15 protein-coding genes are annotated in these 16729 nt (G+C 52.4%); 7 read left to right on the top strand and 8 right to left on the bottom strand.

Features of this window, described 5'->3' with window-relative positions:
* Positions 1 to 2 precede the first annotated feature (2 nt).
* The 5 genes from RAL91_RS08130 to RAL91_RS08110 form a co-directional block, all read right to left on the bottom strand.
* Positions 3 to 1874: an autotransporter assembly complex family protein gene (locus tag RAL91_RS08130; RefSeq protein WP_306262852.1), complete on the bottom strand. Its 1872-nt coding sequence runs from the start codon at positions 1872 to 1874 to the stop codon at positions 3 to 5.
* Positions 1875 to 2138: 264 nt separating this feature from the next.
* Complete coding sequence (locus tag RAL91_RS08125; RefSeq protein WP_306261265.1) at positions 2139 to 3422, bottom strand: TRAP transporter large permease; 1284 nt, start codon at positions 3420 to 3422, stop codon at positions 2139 to 2141.
* Positions 3422 to 3928, bottom strand: coding sequence for a TRAP transporter small permease (locus RAL91_RS08120; RefSeq protein ID WP_306261264.1), 507 nt, complete (start codon positions 3926 to 3928; stop codon positions 3422 to 3424). Before RAL91_RS08120 ends, RAL91_RS08125 begins: the two co-directional genes overlap by 1 nt.
* Positions 3929 to 4041: 113 nt before the next feature.
* Positions 4042 to 5046: a TRAP transporter substrate-binding protein gene (locus RAL91_RS08115; protein ID WP_306261263.1), complete on the bottom strand. Its 1005-nt coding sequence runs from the start codon at positions 5044 to 5046 to the stop codon at positions 4042 to 4044.
* A gap of 176 nt (positions 5047 to 5222) precedes the next feature.
* Positions 5223 to 5954, bottom strand: a complete 732-nt coding sequence (locus tag RAL91_RS08110; protein WP_306261261.1) for a GntR family transcriptional regulator — start codon at positions 5952 to 5954, stop codon at positions 5223 to 5225.
* Positions 5955 to 6236: 282 nt separating this feature from the next.
* Between RAL91_RS08110 and RAL91_RS08105 the strand changes: the two genes are divergently transcribed.
* On the top strand, positions 6237 to 6560 hold the full coding sequence (locus RAL91_RS08105; RefSeq protein ID WP_306261259.1) for a cupin domain-containing protein: 324 nt from the start codon (positions 6237 to 6239) through the stop codon (positions 6558 to 6560).
* A 46-nt stretch (positions 6561 to 6606) separates the two neighbouring features.
* Positions 6607 to 7821 carry a DegT/DnrJ/EryC1/StrS aminotransferase family protein gene (locus RAL91_RS08100; protein WP_306261257.1) on the top strand — a complete coding sequence of 405 codons (1215 nt, stop codon included), beginning with the start codon at positions 6607 to 6609 and terminating at the stop codon, positions 7819 to 7821.
* Between the two features lie 50 nt (positions 7822 to 7871).
* On the opposite strand, the gene RAL91_RS08095 is transcribed toward RAL91_RS08100, so the two are convergent.
* A complete protein-coding gene (locus RAL91_RS08095; protein ID WP_306261255.1) occupies positions 7872 to 8792 on the bottom strand; it encodes a LysR family transcriptional regulator in 921 nt (306 codons plus the stop codon).
* A gap of 250 nt (positions 8793 to 9042) precedes the next feature.
* Here RAL91_RS08095 and RAL91_RS08090 point away from each other — a divergent pair, with 250 nt between their 5' ends.
* The 4 genes from RAL91_RS08090 to RAL91_RS08075 all read left to right on the top strand — a co-directional run bounded on the left by RAL91_RS08090 (position 9043) and on the right by RAL91_RS08075 (position 12546).
* Complete coding sequence (locus RAL91_RS08090) at positions 9043 to 10062, top strand: TRAP transporter substrate-binding protein (protein WP_306261253.1); 1020 nt, start codon at positions 9043 to 9045, stop codon at positions 10060 to 10062.
* 67 nt (positions 10063 to 10129) lie between these two features.
* Entirely contained in the window at positions 10130 to 10669 is a 540-nt protein-coding gene (locus RAL91_RS08085) for a TRAP transporter small permease (RefSeq protein WP_306261251.1), read from the top strand.
* 20 nt (positions 10670 to 10689) lie between these two features.
* Positions 10690 to 12030 carry a TRAP transporter large permease gene (locus tag RAL91_RS08080; RefSeq protein WP_306261249.1) on the top strand — a complete coding sequence of 447 codons (1341 nt, stop codon included), beginning with the start codon at positions 10690 to 10692 and terminating at the stop codon, positions 12028 to 12030.
* 24 nt (positions 12031 to 12054) lie between these two features.
* A complete protein-coding gene (locus tag RAL91_RS08075) occupies positions 12055 to 12546 on the top strand; it encodes a universal stress protein (RefSeq protein ID WP_306261247.1) in 492 nt (163 codons plus the stop codon).
* A gap of 27 nt (positions 12547 to 12573) precedes the next feature.
* Here the strand turns inward: RAL91_RS08075 and RAL91_RS08070 are convergent, their stop codons facing one another.
* Complete coding sequence (locus RAL91_RS08070; RefSeq protein ID WP_306261245.1) at positions 12574 to 13548, bottom strand: aldo/keto reductase; 975 nt, start codon at positions 13546 to 13548, stop codon at positions 12574 to 12576.
* Positions 13549 to 13889: 341 nt separating this feature from the next.
* Between RAL91_RS08070 and RAL91_RS08065 the strand changes: the two genes are divergently transcribed.
* Positions 13890 to 15266: an amidase gene (locus tag RAL91_RS08065; RefSeq protein WP_306261243.1), complete on the top strand. Its 1377-nt coding sequence runs from the start codon at positions 13890 to 13892 to the stop codon at positions 15264 to 15266.
* Here RAL91_RS08065 and RAL91_RS08060 read toward each other — a convergent pair.
* Positions 15241 to 16704 (bottom strand): aminotransferase class V-fold PLP-dependent enzyme, encoded by a 1464-nt coding sequence (locus tag RAL91_RS08060; RefSeq protein WP_306261241.1) that lies wholly within the window; start codon positions 16702 to 16704, stop codon positions 15241 to 15243. The genes RAL91_RS08065 and RAL91_RS08060 overlap by 26 nt on opposite strands.
* Positions 16705 to 16729: the final 25 nt, after the last annotated feature.

Below are 16729 nucleotides of genomic sequence, written 5' to 3'. Positions count from 1 at the left end.
AATCAAAACGCCTGTCCAATGCCGACATAAATACCAAAGTCCGGGTCGTCCTTATCCGGATCGAGCGGCACCGCCACATCCAGCCGGATAGCACCAAGGCCGGTGTAATAGCGTATCCCTGCGCCCACGCCGACTTTGATGTCTTCTGAAAAATCTATCGTGCTTTCCGCGCCGACCGTGCCGACATCGACAAAGGCAACCGCTCCAAAGCTTTCGGTGATACGCTGGCGCAGTTCAAGAGAGCCCTCAAGCAGTGAGCGACCACCGGAGATCGAGCCGTCCGGCTCGTTCACGCCGATATTCTTGTAGCCATAACCACGCACCGAACCGCCACCGCCGGTGAAGAACAGCAGATCGGGCGGAGCTTCGGTCACGGCAATGCCAGCTAAAGAGCCCAGTTTGACGCGTCCGGCCAGAACCGTTTTCTTGCTGCCAAGCGCCAGATAGGTGCGGCCTTCCAATTCCAGATGCAGGCCAGCGCTTTCAAATTCCCATTCGTAAAAGGGTCGGGCCTTCAGGTCCGCATAGAACCCGTTGGTTGGCTCCAGCTTGTTGTCGCGATTGTCAAAAGTGGCTTCTGCGAGAATGCCCGTCGTAAACAGTTGGCGCGTTCCGAACGTGTCCGTATACTCGCCAAATTCAGCAAATAATCCGCCGGTAAACGTAAGTTCATCGGAATAGTAATGTGTCAGCGTGGCCTCGCCGGAGACAGATGTCTCGGTATAGGTGTCGTTGACTTCCCGCTTGGCAGTCAGACCAAGTTTCAGATCCGTATCCGGATTGAAGACACCGGGTTTGGTGAACTGGGCCCCAAGAAGGTAATCGATTTCGTCGTAATTGACCGTATTGCCGAAGCCGGCAATTTGCGCGTCAATCCGCAAGCGTTCAGCCTTTCCGAATAAATTGCGATGCAGCCAATAGGCTTGCACGCCTGCCCCGTCGATGGTGGACAGGGTTGCGCCAATACCAATGCGGCGTGTCTTCTTTTCGCTGGTTCTGATGGTGATCGGAAGGCTGCCATCTGACAGAACTTCTGGCGCTTCTTCAATTCTCTGCAGAGAAAAGACGCCCAGTCGCTCCAGACGCTTGCGCGCCTTTTCCAGATCATCAGGATCGAATTCCTTGCCTTTGATAAGGCCTGCCATATAGCGCACAAACTCGGGGTCCATGCGCTCGGTGCCTTCAACGGAGACATCGCCATAGACGGCATAAGGACCTTCAGCCATCCATAGATAGACGCGCAGATAATCCTCCGGGTGCACGGCCGTAACCGTTTGTTTTGAAACGCGCGCCTTTGGATAACCCTGCTGCCGCCATGCTTCGCGCGACAACTCACCCGCCAGGCGAACCACTTTTGCACGCGCCGGTTCTCCGTCTGCAAAGCCGCGATCTGCGGGCAGATCAACAACATCTTTCCGGTCGGTCGGCGCCGGTGCCGGGTTCATGACAATGCTGTCTTTAAAGCTGAATTTGTTGCCGGGTGTCACCACAACATCTACGGTCGACACATCCGGCACCCGGGTGCCGGCGGGAATGTCAGCTGCCTCACGGCCATTGACCTTAATCGATATGCCACCGCCATAATGCGCTTCATTATAAAGCGCGGCCTGAATGCGGCGATAATCACCCTTGGCGCGGGCAAGCAGCCCTGCAGAGCCCCCGATGGGCGTTCCACTGCCGCGCAGCAGCTCGGAAGCGCCTTCAACAGCGCTGGCAATGTCTTTGTCTTCCGTAGGCAGGATGGTGAGCTCGGCTTCATATTCCTTCGGGTCAATCAGATCGCTGTCTGCTGAACCATCGCTCTTGCAGGCACCGAACAAACATTTGCCGAACAATTCCAGCGCATAAGCAGGCGCAGGCACTGCCGGCACCATAACCAGCAGCGCTATCGCAAAAGCAGGTAGAGACCTGATTGGGAACCGCGACAGCCGCATTCAAAAAGACTCCATACGAACAGTTTTCCGACACGCGCAATGCGCCTCAGTGAAGGGTTGCAGGTTTTTCAGATTTTACAATAGCGTGGTTATCAGGAAAGGCCATACACGACATGCGTTTAACTTGAATCTGCCGAATTGAATTAGGCCTAGAATGTGTTGGGGATAAGACCGAAATGTGACGCCAAGCGGCGTCAAATTGTCCTAGTTCCCCATTAACGCAGGCAAAGTCAGCGAGATGGCCGGAACGTAGGTGACCAGCAGCAAGGCGGCCAGAATTGCCAGATAGAAAGGCCAGATTGTCTTCAAGGCGTCTTCAATCGGCACTTTGCCAACAGCACAGCCGACAAACAGACAGGCACCGACGGGCGGTGTGCAAAGGCCAAGGCCAAGGTTCATCATGAGCATGATGCCAAACTGCACCGGGTCCATGCCAAGACTTGTCGCAATGGGCATGAAAATGGGTGTGCAGATCAGGATAAGAGCCGCCATGTCCATGATCATGCCCAACAGAAGCAGCATGATGTTGATCATCAGGAGAATGATCAATGGATTGTCAGAGATCGAGAGCAGGAAGCGGGACAACAATCCGGGCACTTCATAAAGCGCCAGCAAATAACCAAAGGCACCGGCGCAAGCGATCAGGATCATGACCATGGAGGTTGTGCGCACAGATGTGGTAACGGCGGTCTTGAACTGTTTCCAGGACAATGAACGGTAGACAAAGGCGGTCAGGAGCAAAGCATAGATTGCACCGAATGCACCTGATTCAGTAACCGTAAACACGCCGGACAAGACGCCACCTACAATGATGACGGCGGTTACAAAACCCGGAAGAGCCGAGGCGGCCGTAATTGCAACGGTGCGCCATCCGGGAAATGGCTCGGAGGGGTAATTCTTTTTGATTGCAATGACATAAGCAGCGATTGCAAGGCAAACGCACATCAAAATTCCGGGAACTACGCCTGCCAGAAACAGTTTCGAAATGGAAATTCCCCCACCGGCGGCCACAGCAAAAATAATCATGTTGTGGCTTGGTGGAATGACGACACCGGCAATGGACGACGTCACCGTTACGTTGACTGCATAGTCACCGTCATATCCCTTTTCCTTCATGATCGGGATAAGAAGGGAGCCCAGCGCGGAAATGTCGGCGACAGCCGAGCCCGAGATGCCGCCAAACAGCATGCTGGAAAAAATGTTGACCGACGCCAGCCCGCCGCGCACATGGCCAACCAGAGCTGATGCAAAGTGGACGAGCCGCTTGGCGATACCGCCATGGAGCATCAATTCACCGGCAAAGATGAAAAATGGAATGGCCAGAAGCGAGAATATTGTCGTGCCCGAGACAATCCGCTGGAACGGGATCAGCAGCGGAAAACCCTCGTAGAAGAAGGCTGCCAAAGCTGCGACACCCATTGCGAATGCAACAGGAACACCAATAATGACACAAACGGCAAACAGGCCGAGAAGAATAGCAAGGCCCATCAGTCAGCGACCTGTTCAAGCGTGGTTGGATCGGCAAAATAATATCGATATGTGCGTGACATGGCATGGGCTGACGCAAAGATGAAAATGAGACCACCACAAATTGCAGCCGGCAATGTTCGAATGCCTTCTGGAATATTCAGCATCGCCAGATTTGTACTCCAACCGAATTGCACAAGTTCAATACAGGCCAGCAACATGATGAGGCCGAAGAAAGCCAGGAGCAGATCGGCGACGATGCGCAAGGGTTTCCTCAGCCAGTCCGGAAACGATTCCCGAATGAAGCTCACGCCCAGATGAGTCTCTTCGTGGACGCCAGCTGCGGCACCAAGAAACGTGATGTAAACCACCAGCAGAAGCGCCAATTGCTCAACCCAGGTCGGCGTGACATTCAGCACATAGCGACCGAACACCAGCCAGCCAAAAATCACCAGCAATGTGACGATTGCGATGCTGCATATGAAGATGCAGACCCTGCTGATCAGGGGAAGCAAGCCATCAATCATTTTGAGAAAACCGGCTATGCTGCGCACGGGCCACCTGTCATTTTGCCAAGAAAAGCCCGCGCCTTTTGTCCAAGCCGGACATGAAGGCGCGGGTTGGTTTTGGTAGTGTGCCCTTAGTCCGCGTTGCGGATCAAGTTCACCAGATCTGTCAGGTCAGGATTTGCAGCCAGGAATTTGTCATAAACTGGCGTCATGGCAGCCTGGAAAGGTGCCTTGTCGTCGATTTTGTTGACCGTTGAGCCACCGGCTGCAACTTTTTCCATACTTTTCATTTCACGTGCCTGCCACAACTCACGCTGCAGTACTGCACTTGCGTGGCCTGCAGCACGAACGATTTCCTGATCTTCAGCGGACCAGGTGTCCCAGGTTCTTTTGCTGATGCACAGGCATTCTGGAATGATCAGATGCTCAGACAGTGAATAGAACTTGGCTACTTCAAAGTGGTTGGTAGACTCATAGGATGGCGGATTGTTTTCCGCTCCATCCACAACACCTGTCTTCAAAGACTGGAAGACTTCACCAAATGCCATTGGTGTTGCATTGCCGCCCATGGATTCAATCATGCCAACAAACAGATCATTGTTCATGACGCGGACCTTGAGGCCCTTTACATCATCCGGCGTATTGATGGCACGTTTGGAGGTGTAGAATGAACGCGCTCCGGCGTCATACCAACCAACTGCGATCAGGCCTTTTTTCTCCATGCCTTCAGCGATTTTCGCGCCTGCTTCGCCATCCATCAGGCGATACATTTGCGGAATGCTTTTGAAGATGAATGGCAGCGATACAACATTGGTCTCAGGAATGACCTGACCCATTGGCCCGAGGCTGAATTCACCAAAATCAATAGCACCAAGGCGGACCTGCTCAATTGCGTCTGGCTGTGAACCCAGCACGCCATTGTGGAAAACCTTGCCACTGATGCGGCCTTCGGTCTTTTCTGCGACTTCTTTCAGAAACGATTCTATTGCAATGGATACCGGATAATCCTCAACATGGATGTTCCAGCCACGAATTTCTTTTGCATCGGCTGTTGGCGTACCAATGGCACCAGCGGCAAATGTAAGAGCCAGAGCGCTGCAAAGCGCCAGTCTTCTGAATTTCGACGAAATACTCATGAGTTCCTCCCAGAACAATCATTTATGTCAGCAGGCAAATTCGAACAGCAGGAATGAACGAAACTCACTCTTGCCTTTGCAACCTCTATCACAGGAAATTATACTAGTATACCAGTTTCTTGCTTCAAGCTGGATTTTCGCTTTTCAGATAAGGACGCGTTACACCGGCATCGTCGTCAGTCGACGAAAAAGTCGTGGTTGGAAGCGGTCGCTTCTGCAATTGTTGAATCCAGCCGGGACAGATGCAGGCGCATCAAAGCGACAAGTCCATCTGCATCACCCTGCTTCAGAAATTCATACATTTTGATATGATCCTGATACACATCATTGAACTCGGTACGGCGCGACAAGGCAAATGCGCAAAGGCGATCCACCTGAAGTTTGCTTTCCGAAATCGTCTGATAGGCAAGCTCGCTGTCGGCTACCAGACACAGGAGTTTATGAAACTGAGAATCCAGTTCCTTGAAGGTCTGAAAATCGTTGTTTTCAACCGCCTCACTCTGCAAGGCCAGATTTTCATCAAAGGCTGCTTCGTGGGATTTATCAAACTTTCCGCTGGCAACACTCACGACTTCAACTTCGATTGCCTTACGGACAAAGCGGGAATCGGCAATATCCTTCAACGAAATTTTCTTGACGATCGTGGCCCGCTGAGGTCGGACCAGTAACAGCCCCATATTGCTCAACCGAATGAAGGCTTCACGAACCGGCTGACGCGAGACATCAAACTGACGGGCAATTTCCACCTCTGACACCTTTGTGCCCGGCTTCAGGCGAAGGGTCGTGATGTCGGCGTAGATCTTATCGAAAATGTCATCCGTATTGGTGCGCCGAATCTGCTCGGACCGTTGGCGCAGGCCGGATGCTCCGGAAAATCTTGTTGTCGTTGGATTGGCAGGATTATTCATGTCGCACTCTTGAGGTATCTTCGACTACCATACTAGAACATAATTGGCCAATGTTAAACTATTTGATCAACCACATCGGCTCGCCCTACGCGTCAGGCCTCGTTGCCACAGCAGCTTCAGGCCAGCTTTGGATCAGCTGACTATGGAAATGTTTGCCCAGATCTGATCACCGGGGACCGGATTTAACATTGGTAAATTATGGTCTAAACTGACAGTAAAGCGGCAAGCGCGTCTCCACATCATTTCCTTAATCCTGCCCCACCACATTTTGAGGCCAATATAATGCAACCAACCAAACGCACCAAATTTCCGGTTATCAGCCCTGACAAGGGTGTGACACGTCAGGTTCTTTCAGATGCACCGGAAATGATGACTGTCATCTTTTGCTTTGAAAAAAGTGCTGAAGGCGCGCTGCACAAACATCCTCATATACAATCCACCTATGTGAACTCCGGCAAATTCCTGTTCCATATTTCTGGAGAGGACTTTGAGCTCAGCCAAGGCGATTCGCTGATTATCCCTGCCAATGCTGTGCATGGGTGCCAGTGTATGGAGGCTGGAGAGTTGATCGATACGTTCACCCCGCGCCGCGACGATTTCCTGTAGGGCCACAGCCCTGCCCAGATACCGCAGACAGCAAGCGAGCCTTCCAATGCCACAAGCCGTTTTCAACAAGCCTTTTACACAGCAGGAACCAATTCCCGCAGATGCCATTGATGAGGCTGTCAAAGTTCTGCAATCCGGCCGCTTACACAGATACAATACGCTGCCTGGCGAATTTGGCGAAACCGCCGAATGGGAACGCGAATATGCAGCCTATCAGGGCAGCAAGTTCTGCCTGGCGACGGCATCTGGCGGCACAGCCATGCAAATTGCGCTGCGTGCTTCCGGTGTTCAAGCCGGCGATCAGGTTTTGACCAATGCATTTACGCTGGCGCCGGTTCCCGGAGCCATTTCGGCGGTGGGTGCCGAGCCGGTTTTTGTCGAGGCCAATGACAACCTCACGATTGATCTGGATGATCTGGCCGCCAAACTTGCCTCCACTGGCGCAAAGACATTGATGCTGTCGCATATGCGGGGGCATATTGCGCCCATGGAGAAGCTTTGCGCGCTGCTGGAACAACATGGGGCGCAGATGATTGAAGATTGCGCCCATACAATGGGTGCCAAATGGAACGGCACCAAGAGCGGAAATTTTGGCCTGGCCGCCTGCTTCAGCACCCAGACTTACAAACACATCAATAGCGGTGAAGGCGGATTGCTGACATCAGACGATCCTGACCTGATGGCAAAGGCATCCATCCTTTCCGGGTCTTACATGCTCTATGAAAAACACCTCGCACGACCTGATATGGATGCCCATGCCGAGGCGCGTCTGGATATGCCGAACTGTTCCTCGCGCATGGACAATCTGCGCGCTGCCATTCTGCGGCCTCAGCTTAAGCTGCTGGACCAGAATATTGAACGTTGGAACCATCGCTATCAAGTCATGGAACAATCCCTGCAAACCATTCCAGGATTGACGATACCGGTTCGGCCGCAGCAGGAATTCTATGTCGGCTCATCGTTTCAGTTTTTGGTTCCGAATTGGGATGACGATGCGTGTCGGCAATTTTTGGCTGCGTGCCTTGAACGTGGTGTTGAACTGAAATGGTTTGGCGATGCCAACCCTGTTGGCTTCACGAGCCGGTTTGACAGTTGGCGCTATGCCCAAAACCAGTCTCTTGACCAGACAATACTGGTGTTGAAGCGGATCATGGATATGCGCATTCCGCTCAGCTTCAGCGTGGAAGACTGCCAGCAGATCGGGCAAATTATTGCGGATGAATTCTCGAAAAAACAGTCAGACATGAATACATCCAGCTGACGTACACCCAGCCGATGTCCTTCTGGTTTGAGAGCCATGTCATCGTGGTTTCAAACCGTGTGGGCTTGGATCAGACAGTTCAGAAATTTTTCGACCCGCCGGGGCATGCGCGGTATCTTACGCACAATGGCTGCGTGATCGCTGCGGTAGTGATAAATGTCTGGTCGCACAGTCCGCATAAGGCCCTGCTCTGTGAACTGCCTGGTGAAATGGGTGGGCAGGAAACCGATATAGCTTCCAGACAGGATCAGCATTGCCAGCGCTTCTTCATTGTTCACAGTTCCACTGCGCCTTAGCTTCCAGTCGTGGCTGGCCATCATGTTTGGCGAGTGAAATGCGAAGGCAGCATATTTGTGTTTTTGGACCTCGGTACGTGTAATCGTGTTGTCCGGGTAATTGAAGAGCTCATGATGGTTGCCGCAATATAAGTGCATCTCTTCATGATACAAAAAATGGTAATTCAGATTATCTGACTTCTTGTGCATCGCGACAATGCCAAGCTGGTGTGTGCCATTGAGGACGCCAGTTTCAATCGCGTTGATTGGTTCAACATGCAATTCCACCTCAACCTTGGGTGCCAGTTTCTCAAATCTTCTAATGGCCAGTGGTACACTGGCATGGGCATTGGTCATATTCTTGTCAAAAAAAGCGATTGAAAGTCGACCGGTGATTGAATGATTTGTTTCATCCACCTCTGACTGAAAATCATGCATTGCGGAAAAAAGTTGAAGAGCCGCCTGATAAATTCGCACACCTTCATTTGTCAAAGAAAACCCGGATGGCCCGCGATGGCAAAGCTTGCTTCCAAGGCGCAGTTCCAGATCGGTCAGATGTCGGCTAATCGTTGAACGCCCTATGTTCAGCTCAAGCTCTGCCGCCGACACACCCCCGCAATCAGCGACCGCGCGAAATACGCGTAACAGCCGGAGGTCAGTATCGCTGAGGCGCCGTAGAAGCGCTGTTTTTGCCATGAAAAAGGTTTCATAAAACTGAAATTACCAATTCATTGTTTCTTATTTCTGAAACATTGTCCAGTTGCTAGCGTAGTCGGCAGGCCAAGTTCCATAGGCTGCCATCACTGCAGAGTAGGGATCATTGACAAAATGATCCGTTCTTGAGGAGATGGGAAGAATATTCACAGTCAAACCAGCGGACTGGCATTCTGTCCTTCCTCCGCTTTGATTGTGGCTCCGGTTACATTGTCAAACACAGGAACTTCATATGAAATATTTCAACAAAATTTCGAAAGCTCTGATGATCACGGCGGCACTGTCCGTCGCTGCGGTATCTGGTGTCTCAGCCAAAAATTTCAAGATCGCTGTCGGCGACAGCGGCGGCAGCACACAGGAAGTCGGCGGGCTGGCCTTCAAGGCAGCGCTAGAAGAGCTTTCGGGCGGCAAACACACCGCAACCCTGTTCCTGAACGGCCAACTTGGGTCCGAACAGGACACAGTTAATGACGCTGCAATCGGCGTGCTCGATATGTCGATCCTCGCGATCAACAACATCACACCCTTTTCCCCTAGCGTTGGCGTTCTTTCGCTGCCCTACGCAATGCTGAGCCTTGAAGACGCTGAAACGCTGACCCAGGGACCGATTGGCGACGAACTGGTTGCCAACACAATCGAAGACGCTGGCGTGCGCATCATTGGTTGGACCTATGCAGGGTTCCGGCGTCTGACCAATTCGAAAAAGCCGGTGCGCACTGTTGCCGATCTGCAGGGTCTGGTGATTCGCGTTCCTAAAAACGCAATCATGATTGACACCTATAAGTCCTGGGGCATCAGCCCTACGCCGATGGCGTGGTCAGAAACTTTTGCCGGTCTTCAAACCAAAGTGGTTGATGGCCAAGACACGCCCTACATCACGATCAACGCGATGAAGTTCTACGAGATCCAGAAATACGCGACCAACCTGCGCTATCTCTTCTTGATCGAGCCGCTGATCGTCTCCGAACAGCTGTTTCAGGAACTGTCATCAGAAGATCAGGCTATCGTTGTTGAAGCCGCTAAGGCAGCCACGGCAGCTTCCGCAAAATACCTGCGCGACAAAGAATCCGAAATCCAGCAGTCGCTGATCGACGATCACGGCATGGAAATTGTCGATGCTGACAATGACGAAAAGGAATTCATTGATCTGGCTACTGCGGCGGTTTGGCCGAAGTTCTACGACAGCGTGGGTGGCATTGAAAAAGTGAACGCCATGCTTGCAGCAATCGGTCGCGATCCGGTTTCCGAATAAGCCTTCCGCTTAAACAAACCCTGAAGAGCGCCGCCGGCGCTCTTCATCCACACCAAGCGAGGGTGAGATGAATAAATTCTGGTACGTTATCGATCATATCGAAAGTTACATTTGCCGAACATTGCTGGTAATTTTTGTATGCCTGCTGTTTTTGCAGGTTATTGTAAGAACCCTGTTTTCGTTCTCATTCTCCTGGGTTGAAGAACTATCCATTTATATGTTCGTTTGGTTTGTGTTCTTCGGAGCCAGCTATGCCGCCAAGATGGGCGCCCACAATCGGGTGACATTCCAGTTCAAGTTTTTGCCGAATGGCACGATCAAATATATCGAAGCTTTTGCTGATATATTCTGGCTGTTTTTCAATGTCTATTTTGTCTATCTCTCGATTGATTTCATCTTCAACAAGATGAACCGTTTTCAGTCCTCGCAAACATTGGGCTTTCATCTGAGCTGGGTTTACATCGTGTTGCCCATCGCCTTCACGTTGATGACCATACGTATTCTGCAGGTCAACTATCGGAAGATCATTCTCAAAGAAGAGATGCGTGATCCCGATTCAATCGATCTCGACGCTATCAAGTCCGAGACCGAAGCCGCCAGAAGCTGAAGATCTGTTAGGAATACATAATGGCAAGCGAAATCATTTTAATACTGTTCGGATCGTTCCTGCTGCTGCTTTTCATCGGCGCTCCGATCACTGTTGCACTGGGCGTTTCGACGCTGATCTCATTCATCTATCTTGATGAAAATCCGATCAAATTCGTCCAGATTGCTTACACATCTGTCGGCTCCTTTCCGTTGATGGCCCTTCCGGCCTTTATCCTGGCGGGTGCACTCATGGAGGCGGCGGGCCTTTCCCGAAGACTGATCAATGTCGCAGAGAGTTTCGCCGGTCCGTTCACCGGCGGCATGTCAGCTGCCACTGTGGTGGCATGTCTCTTCTTTGGTGCGATCTCCGGATCGGGCCCTGCAACAACCGCTGCGGTTGGTATGCTGATGATCCCGGCGATGATCCAGCGCGGCTACGGAAAAGGATTTTCATCCGCCGTGACAGCGTCTGCTGGCGGTCTGGGAATTGTTATTCCGCCTTCCATCCCGCTGATTATTTTCGGTATTGCAGCACTGGGCATGCCGCCCCCCCCTGCCGCCGTTGAACTGCATGGAACGTTCCAGACTGTTTCCATTCCAAAATTGTTCATTGCAGGGTTTCTGCCTGCGTTCCTGATTGCAGGCAGTCTGCTGATCGTGAACTATTTCATTGCAAAGAAGAACAATTACGTCGGAACCACCGAAGGGTGGTCGGCCCGCCAGATCTGGTGCGAACTGTATCGTGGTTTCTGGGCGCTGATGGCACCGGTTGTCATTCTCGGCGGTATCTATTCCGGGTTCTTCACGCCAACCGAAGCGGCTATTGTGGCAATTTTCTACACGTTGATTGTCGGTACGTTCATCTATCGGGAAATGTCGTGGGAAAAGCTCTTTACTGCGCTTGAAACAACCACATGGCTGACCGGCCGCGTGCTGTTGATCATGTTTACCGCAACTGTGTTTGGACGCCTGTTGGTGGAAAACCAGATACCGGCTGTGATTGCAGACGGGATGTTATCGTTTACCGACAACATTTATCTGATCTGGTTCCTGATCATCTTCTTCCTGCTGTTTGTGGGCATGTTCATGGAAACATTGGCGACCATTTTGATCCTGGTGCCCGTGATGCTTCCTGTTGCCTATAGTGTGGGTATTGATCCGATCCATTTCGGTGTGGTGATGATCTGTACATTGGGCATCGGTTTTCAAACCCCGCCTTTGGGTGAAAATCTATTCATTGCCTCGGGGATATCGAAGATATCCATTGAGGAAATATCACTCAAGGCATTGCCCTTTGCAGCCATTAACACAGCAGCAATCTTCGTGATTGCGTTCTTCCCTGAAATTTCGTTGTGGCTGCCACGGTTCTTTGGCTACTGATCCTGAGTACAGAAAGAAAAAAACATGCAACCAACAGTCACCCACATTCTGTTCACGACAGATCTGTCGACGAACTCAACCTTTGCCCTTCGCCATGCAGCCAGCATGGCGAAGGCAACCGGCGCCAAGCTTCATGTTCTCCATGTGAGTGAACCCATGAGCGAGGATGCAAAAGTTACCTTGCAGATGTTCATGCAGGATAAGACATCGCGGCAGAACGCCATGAAAACAAGGACGGAACATGTCAAAGCCATCCTGACCGAGCGGCAGAAGACTTTTTGGGCTGAACTGCCACCGGAAGACCGGGGCATTCGGGATCAGGTCCAGTCAATTGAAGTGACCGAAGGATATCCCGCTGAAGTTATTCTGCGTCGTGCAAAAGAACTGGGATGTGACCTCATTGTTCTGGGAGCACACAATCACGGGCTCTCCCAGACATTTCTGGGATCAGTTGCCAAGCGCGTTTTGCGCCGAGCAACCATTCCCACACTGGTCGTTCCCTATCGGGATGATTGAACGACCGTAAACTGTTTTCAATTTTGTTTATGCGCCCGGTACGGGCGCATCTTCACGAACATAACCTTCATGCTTCAGGTCTGACCAGAAGCATGAAGGAATGTCCGTGTTCCACCACTCCAAAAGCTGGGAAACCTCGCAGGGTGTCCGCACGCCCGGAATGACGCTTATGACGGATGCGTGTGCGAGCGGGAATTTCAAAGCGGCGGCAGGAAGCGGCACATCATGTGCTGCGCAAACTTTTTTCAGTCCGGCGACGCGCTCCAGAATGTCGGCTGGCGCAGCCTTGTAGTTCCAGGTTGTTCCGCCCACCAGGATGCCTGAGTTAAAAGGGCCACCAATCACGATTTTGACCGACTGGGCTTCACATTTGGGCAGCAATGCGTCCAGTGCTTCCTGCTCCAGCAGTGTGTAACGGCCAGCCAGCAAAAAGACGTCCCAATCTCCATGATCGAGTGTGCGCATGGAGACATCCGTTTCATTGACGCCAATGCCGATGGCTTTCACATCGCCTGCGCTTCGCAATTCATCCAGCGCCTTGTATCCGCCCGTCATCGCATCTTTGAAATGGCGCGCTTCCTCAGTCGGATCCCGATGGGTATCGGATCCGATATCATGCAGAAACAGCATGTCTATCTTGTCGCGTCCCAACCGTTGCTGACTGTCTTCAAAGGATCGCATGACACCGTCATAGCCATAATCATAATCGGGATGAAACGGCAGCGGGTTCGACCAGGCGAACTGGTTCGGATCTGCTGGCCTGCCCGGCTTTAGCAAACGACCGACCTTGGTTGAAATGACAAAGTCCTCAGTCCCGCGCAGCATATCACCGGTTCGGCGCTCCGACAGACCAAAGCCATAAAGTGGTGCGGTGTCAAAATAGCGAATTCCGCTTTTCAGTGCAGCCGCAAGCGCATCAAGTGCTGCGGCATCATCAACAGCGTCCATCAAGCCACCAATAGGCGCTCCGCCAAATCCCAGTTCCGGCAATTCAATGGTCATAGATTCTTACTTTCCAAGCCAAAGCTCCGTTCCTGGCTAACTTGTTCAGTGGTGTCGTGATCAGCTTTCACCTCAGATTCGACATGTTCAATAGCATCCGTCCATATCATTTCAAAATGCAACATTCCGACGGATTCTAAGGAACGCTTATTGTCGCCGCAGGCATGGATCTGATCTATTTCGAGGTGTGAACCTGTTCATCGCTGCCAAGCCGTCAGGTTTGAGCATCAAAGAGCGCACTGCCTGATATTGCGGCTTACATTGCAGTGCTCATTCTGATTATTGTGTTTCCGGCGGCCGTGATGCTGTTCGTATATGGGACTGGGCGACGGAGACCAAGCGTGACGAAAAAAACTTTAAACGGGCTCTCGGCCACAGAGCTTGCAAGTATGCTGCAAGCGGGTGAAATGACGGCCGTGGAGCTTGCAGAGCGCTATCTAAACGCTATCGCGCAATACCACGATCAATCGATCTTTATCAAAATCACCAAAGCCCGTGCGCTGGCCGAAGCCGAGGCAAGTGACGCACGGCGTTTGAACGGCACTCAGCTCAGCCCGTGGGATGGCATCCCCATTGCCTGGAAGGATTTGTTTGATACCGAGGGTGATACGACCACTGCCGGATCAAAAGTCTATGCCAATGCAAACCCCGCCAAGAGCGATGCAGCCACCGTTGCCGCCTGCCGTGATCTGGGATTGGTCTGCCTGGGCAAAACCAATCTTTCGGAATTTGCCTATTCCGGCCTTGGCCTCAATCCGCATTATGGCACGCCTGTAAATCCCTATTCAGATGAGATGCCACGCGCGCCGGGCGGGTCCTCCGCTGGCTCTGCCATTGCTGTTGCCGCCGGCCTGGCACCTGTTGCCATTGGCACAGACACAGCCGGATCGGTGCGGGTTCCAGCAAGTTTTTGCGGGCTGGCAGGATTCAAATCAAGCCAGAACCGATATGACAAGCAAGGCGTTTTTCCACTGTCATCCAGTCTGGATTCGCTGGGGCCGCTTGCCCATTGCGTTGATGATCTTATCGTTCTGGATGCGCTGATGCGCGCCCATGCTGCGGCTCCCGTTGCCGATGTAGACTTGGCTGACCTGGAATTTCTGATCCCCGAAACGATTGTCTTTGATGAAATTGAAGCTGATATCCGCGCCTCTTTTGACGAAGCCGTTGATCGCCTCAAAAATGCGGGCATCCGTATAAGCCGCGCGCCTTTTCCCATATTCGCCGAGATCATGAAGCTCTTCGCCGCACATGGCACGCCAACCGTTGCAGAAGCCGCGACGTTTCATGAAGCCTTGCTGAGCAGCGAACGGGCGGACGAGATGGACCAGCGCGTCCGCACACGCATGATGGCAGCGAGCGGGTTTTCGGCTCAGGATTACATTCGCTTGCAATGGGAACGGGAACGGCTTCAGGAAACTGCAGGCAATATCCTTGGCGATAAATGCCTGCTGTTCCCGACAGTTGCGATGACAGCACCTGCACTTGCGCCGCTGGAAGCTGACGACGATTTTTTTGCGCAATCAAATCTCAAAGCGTTGAGAAACACCATCTTGGGGAACTATCTGGGCATGCCCGGGGTCAGTCTTCCAATTGGTGTTGATCGTAAGGGACTGCCAATTGGAGCCTTGATCTCAGCTCCGTTCGGTCAGGATGACCGTATCCTTGCTGTTGCAAAAGCCATTGAACCGTTTATGCAGATTGCTGCAAAGGGCTGAAGCGGGCCGTGGCATCGTCACAGCGATAGGCATCGACCATGGGGTAAGGATTGCGCGCCAGCGTATCAACTGCATCAATAATGCAATCCGCTTTCTCATTGGTTAGAAGAACACTGAAGTTCAGGCGGGTCCAACCCGGTTTTTCAAATTCCGCTCCGGACAGGATCGCAGCCCGAATGGATTCGGAGTGTTGCTGATCTATGCCCAGAAGACGGTGGGCATAGGGTCCCGCACAAGCGCAGCCACCGCGTGCCTGAACACCATAACAGTCTGACAAAAGCCTTGTGAAAAGTTGCTGGTGGATGAAACCGCCTTGCTTTGAATCGCGTATCTGCATTGAAAAGATTGGCAGACAGTGATCCGCATCAGGATTGCCGAGGATATCGATGTTCGGATTGTTCTGCCAGACACTCAGCGCCCGGTCCCGCAACTGATTATGGCGCTTGTCCATTGCGGTCTGTCCGATGGATTCCTTTACAAGAAAGCACAGGGCGGCGCGGATATCGCCGACGACATTTGGCGTGCCGGCTTCTTCACGCACAGCAATATGGTCAGAATAATCATGTGCCCATGGAGACACGAATTTGACCGTGCCGCCGCCGGAAATGACAGGTTTCTGACGTGTAACCGCTGCATTGCGCACGATCATCACACCGGATGCGCCGGGACCACCAATGAATTTATGAGGCGATACAATGATGGCGTCTTTCTCGTAAGGCGTGCCCGCGCGCATATCCAGCGGCAAATAGGGGCCTCCACCAGCACAATCCCAGACGGAAAATGCGCCATGATCTTTCAGCAATTTGGTCACTGTATCTGCGTCCGTCACGATACCTGTGACATTGGACGCGAGTGAAAACGCGCCGATTATCAGCCGGTCAGGACCTGCTTCCCGCAGCGTCTGTTCCAGTGATGCCAGACACGGACCGCCAGTGGCGTCTTCCTCAATTTCGATGATCTGCGCGCCGCTTTCGCGCCAGGGCAGAATGTTGGAATGATGTTCATAAGGGCCAAGCAGTATCAGAGGGTTTTCGCCCTTCCGAACAGCGTCGGCAACGCCCAGCAGCCCCACGATGCGGTTGATGCCAGCAGTGGCACCGGCACCGGCAAACACGGTTGAAAAACCCTCTGTGGCACCACACAGTCGCGCAATGTCTGCACGCGCCGAAGCGCGCAAACGGGTCATGAAGGCACCGCAAAAGGACGCTTCGGTGTGCGAATTGGCGTAATAGGGCAGCACCTTCGTCATGATGAATTCTTCGATCAGATGCAGCGCGCGCCCTGATGCCACATAGTCGGCATACAAGATTTCCTTGGACCCGAATGGTCCATCCATTGTCATCCCGTCCCCGATCAAGCTGTCCCTCAACGCCTGGATGACGTCATCCGAGTTCAATGAGGCCGCAAAGGTCTGGAGAGGGTTAGGATCTGCTTGCATGATTTGCTCCGTCTGGTGTTCTTAC

Source organism: Pararhizobium sp. IMCC21322 (assembly GCF_030758295.1).
Taxonomy (GTDB): Bacteria; Pseudomonadota; Alphaproteobacteria; order Rhizobiales.
Note: the sequence above shows the minus strand (reverse complement) of the source record. Positions and strands in the feature narration are given on the sequence as shown.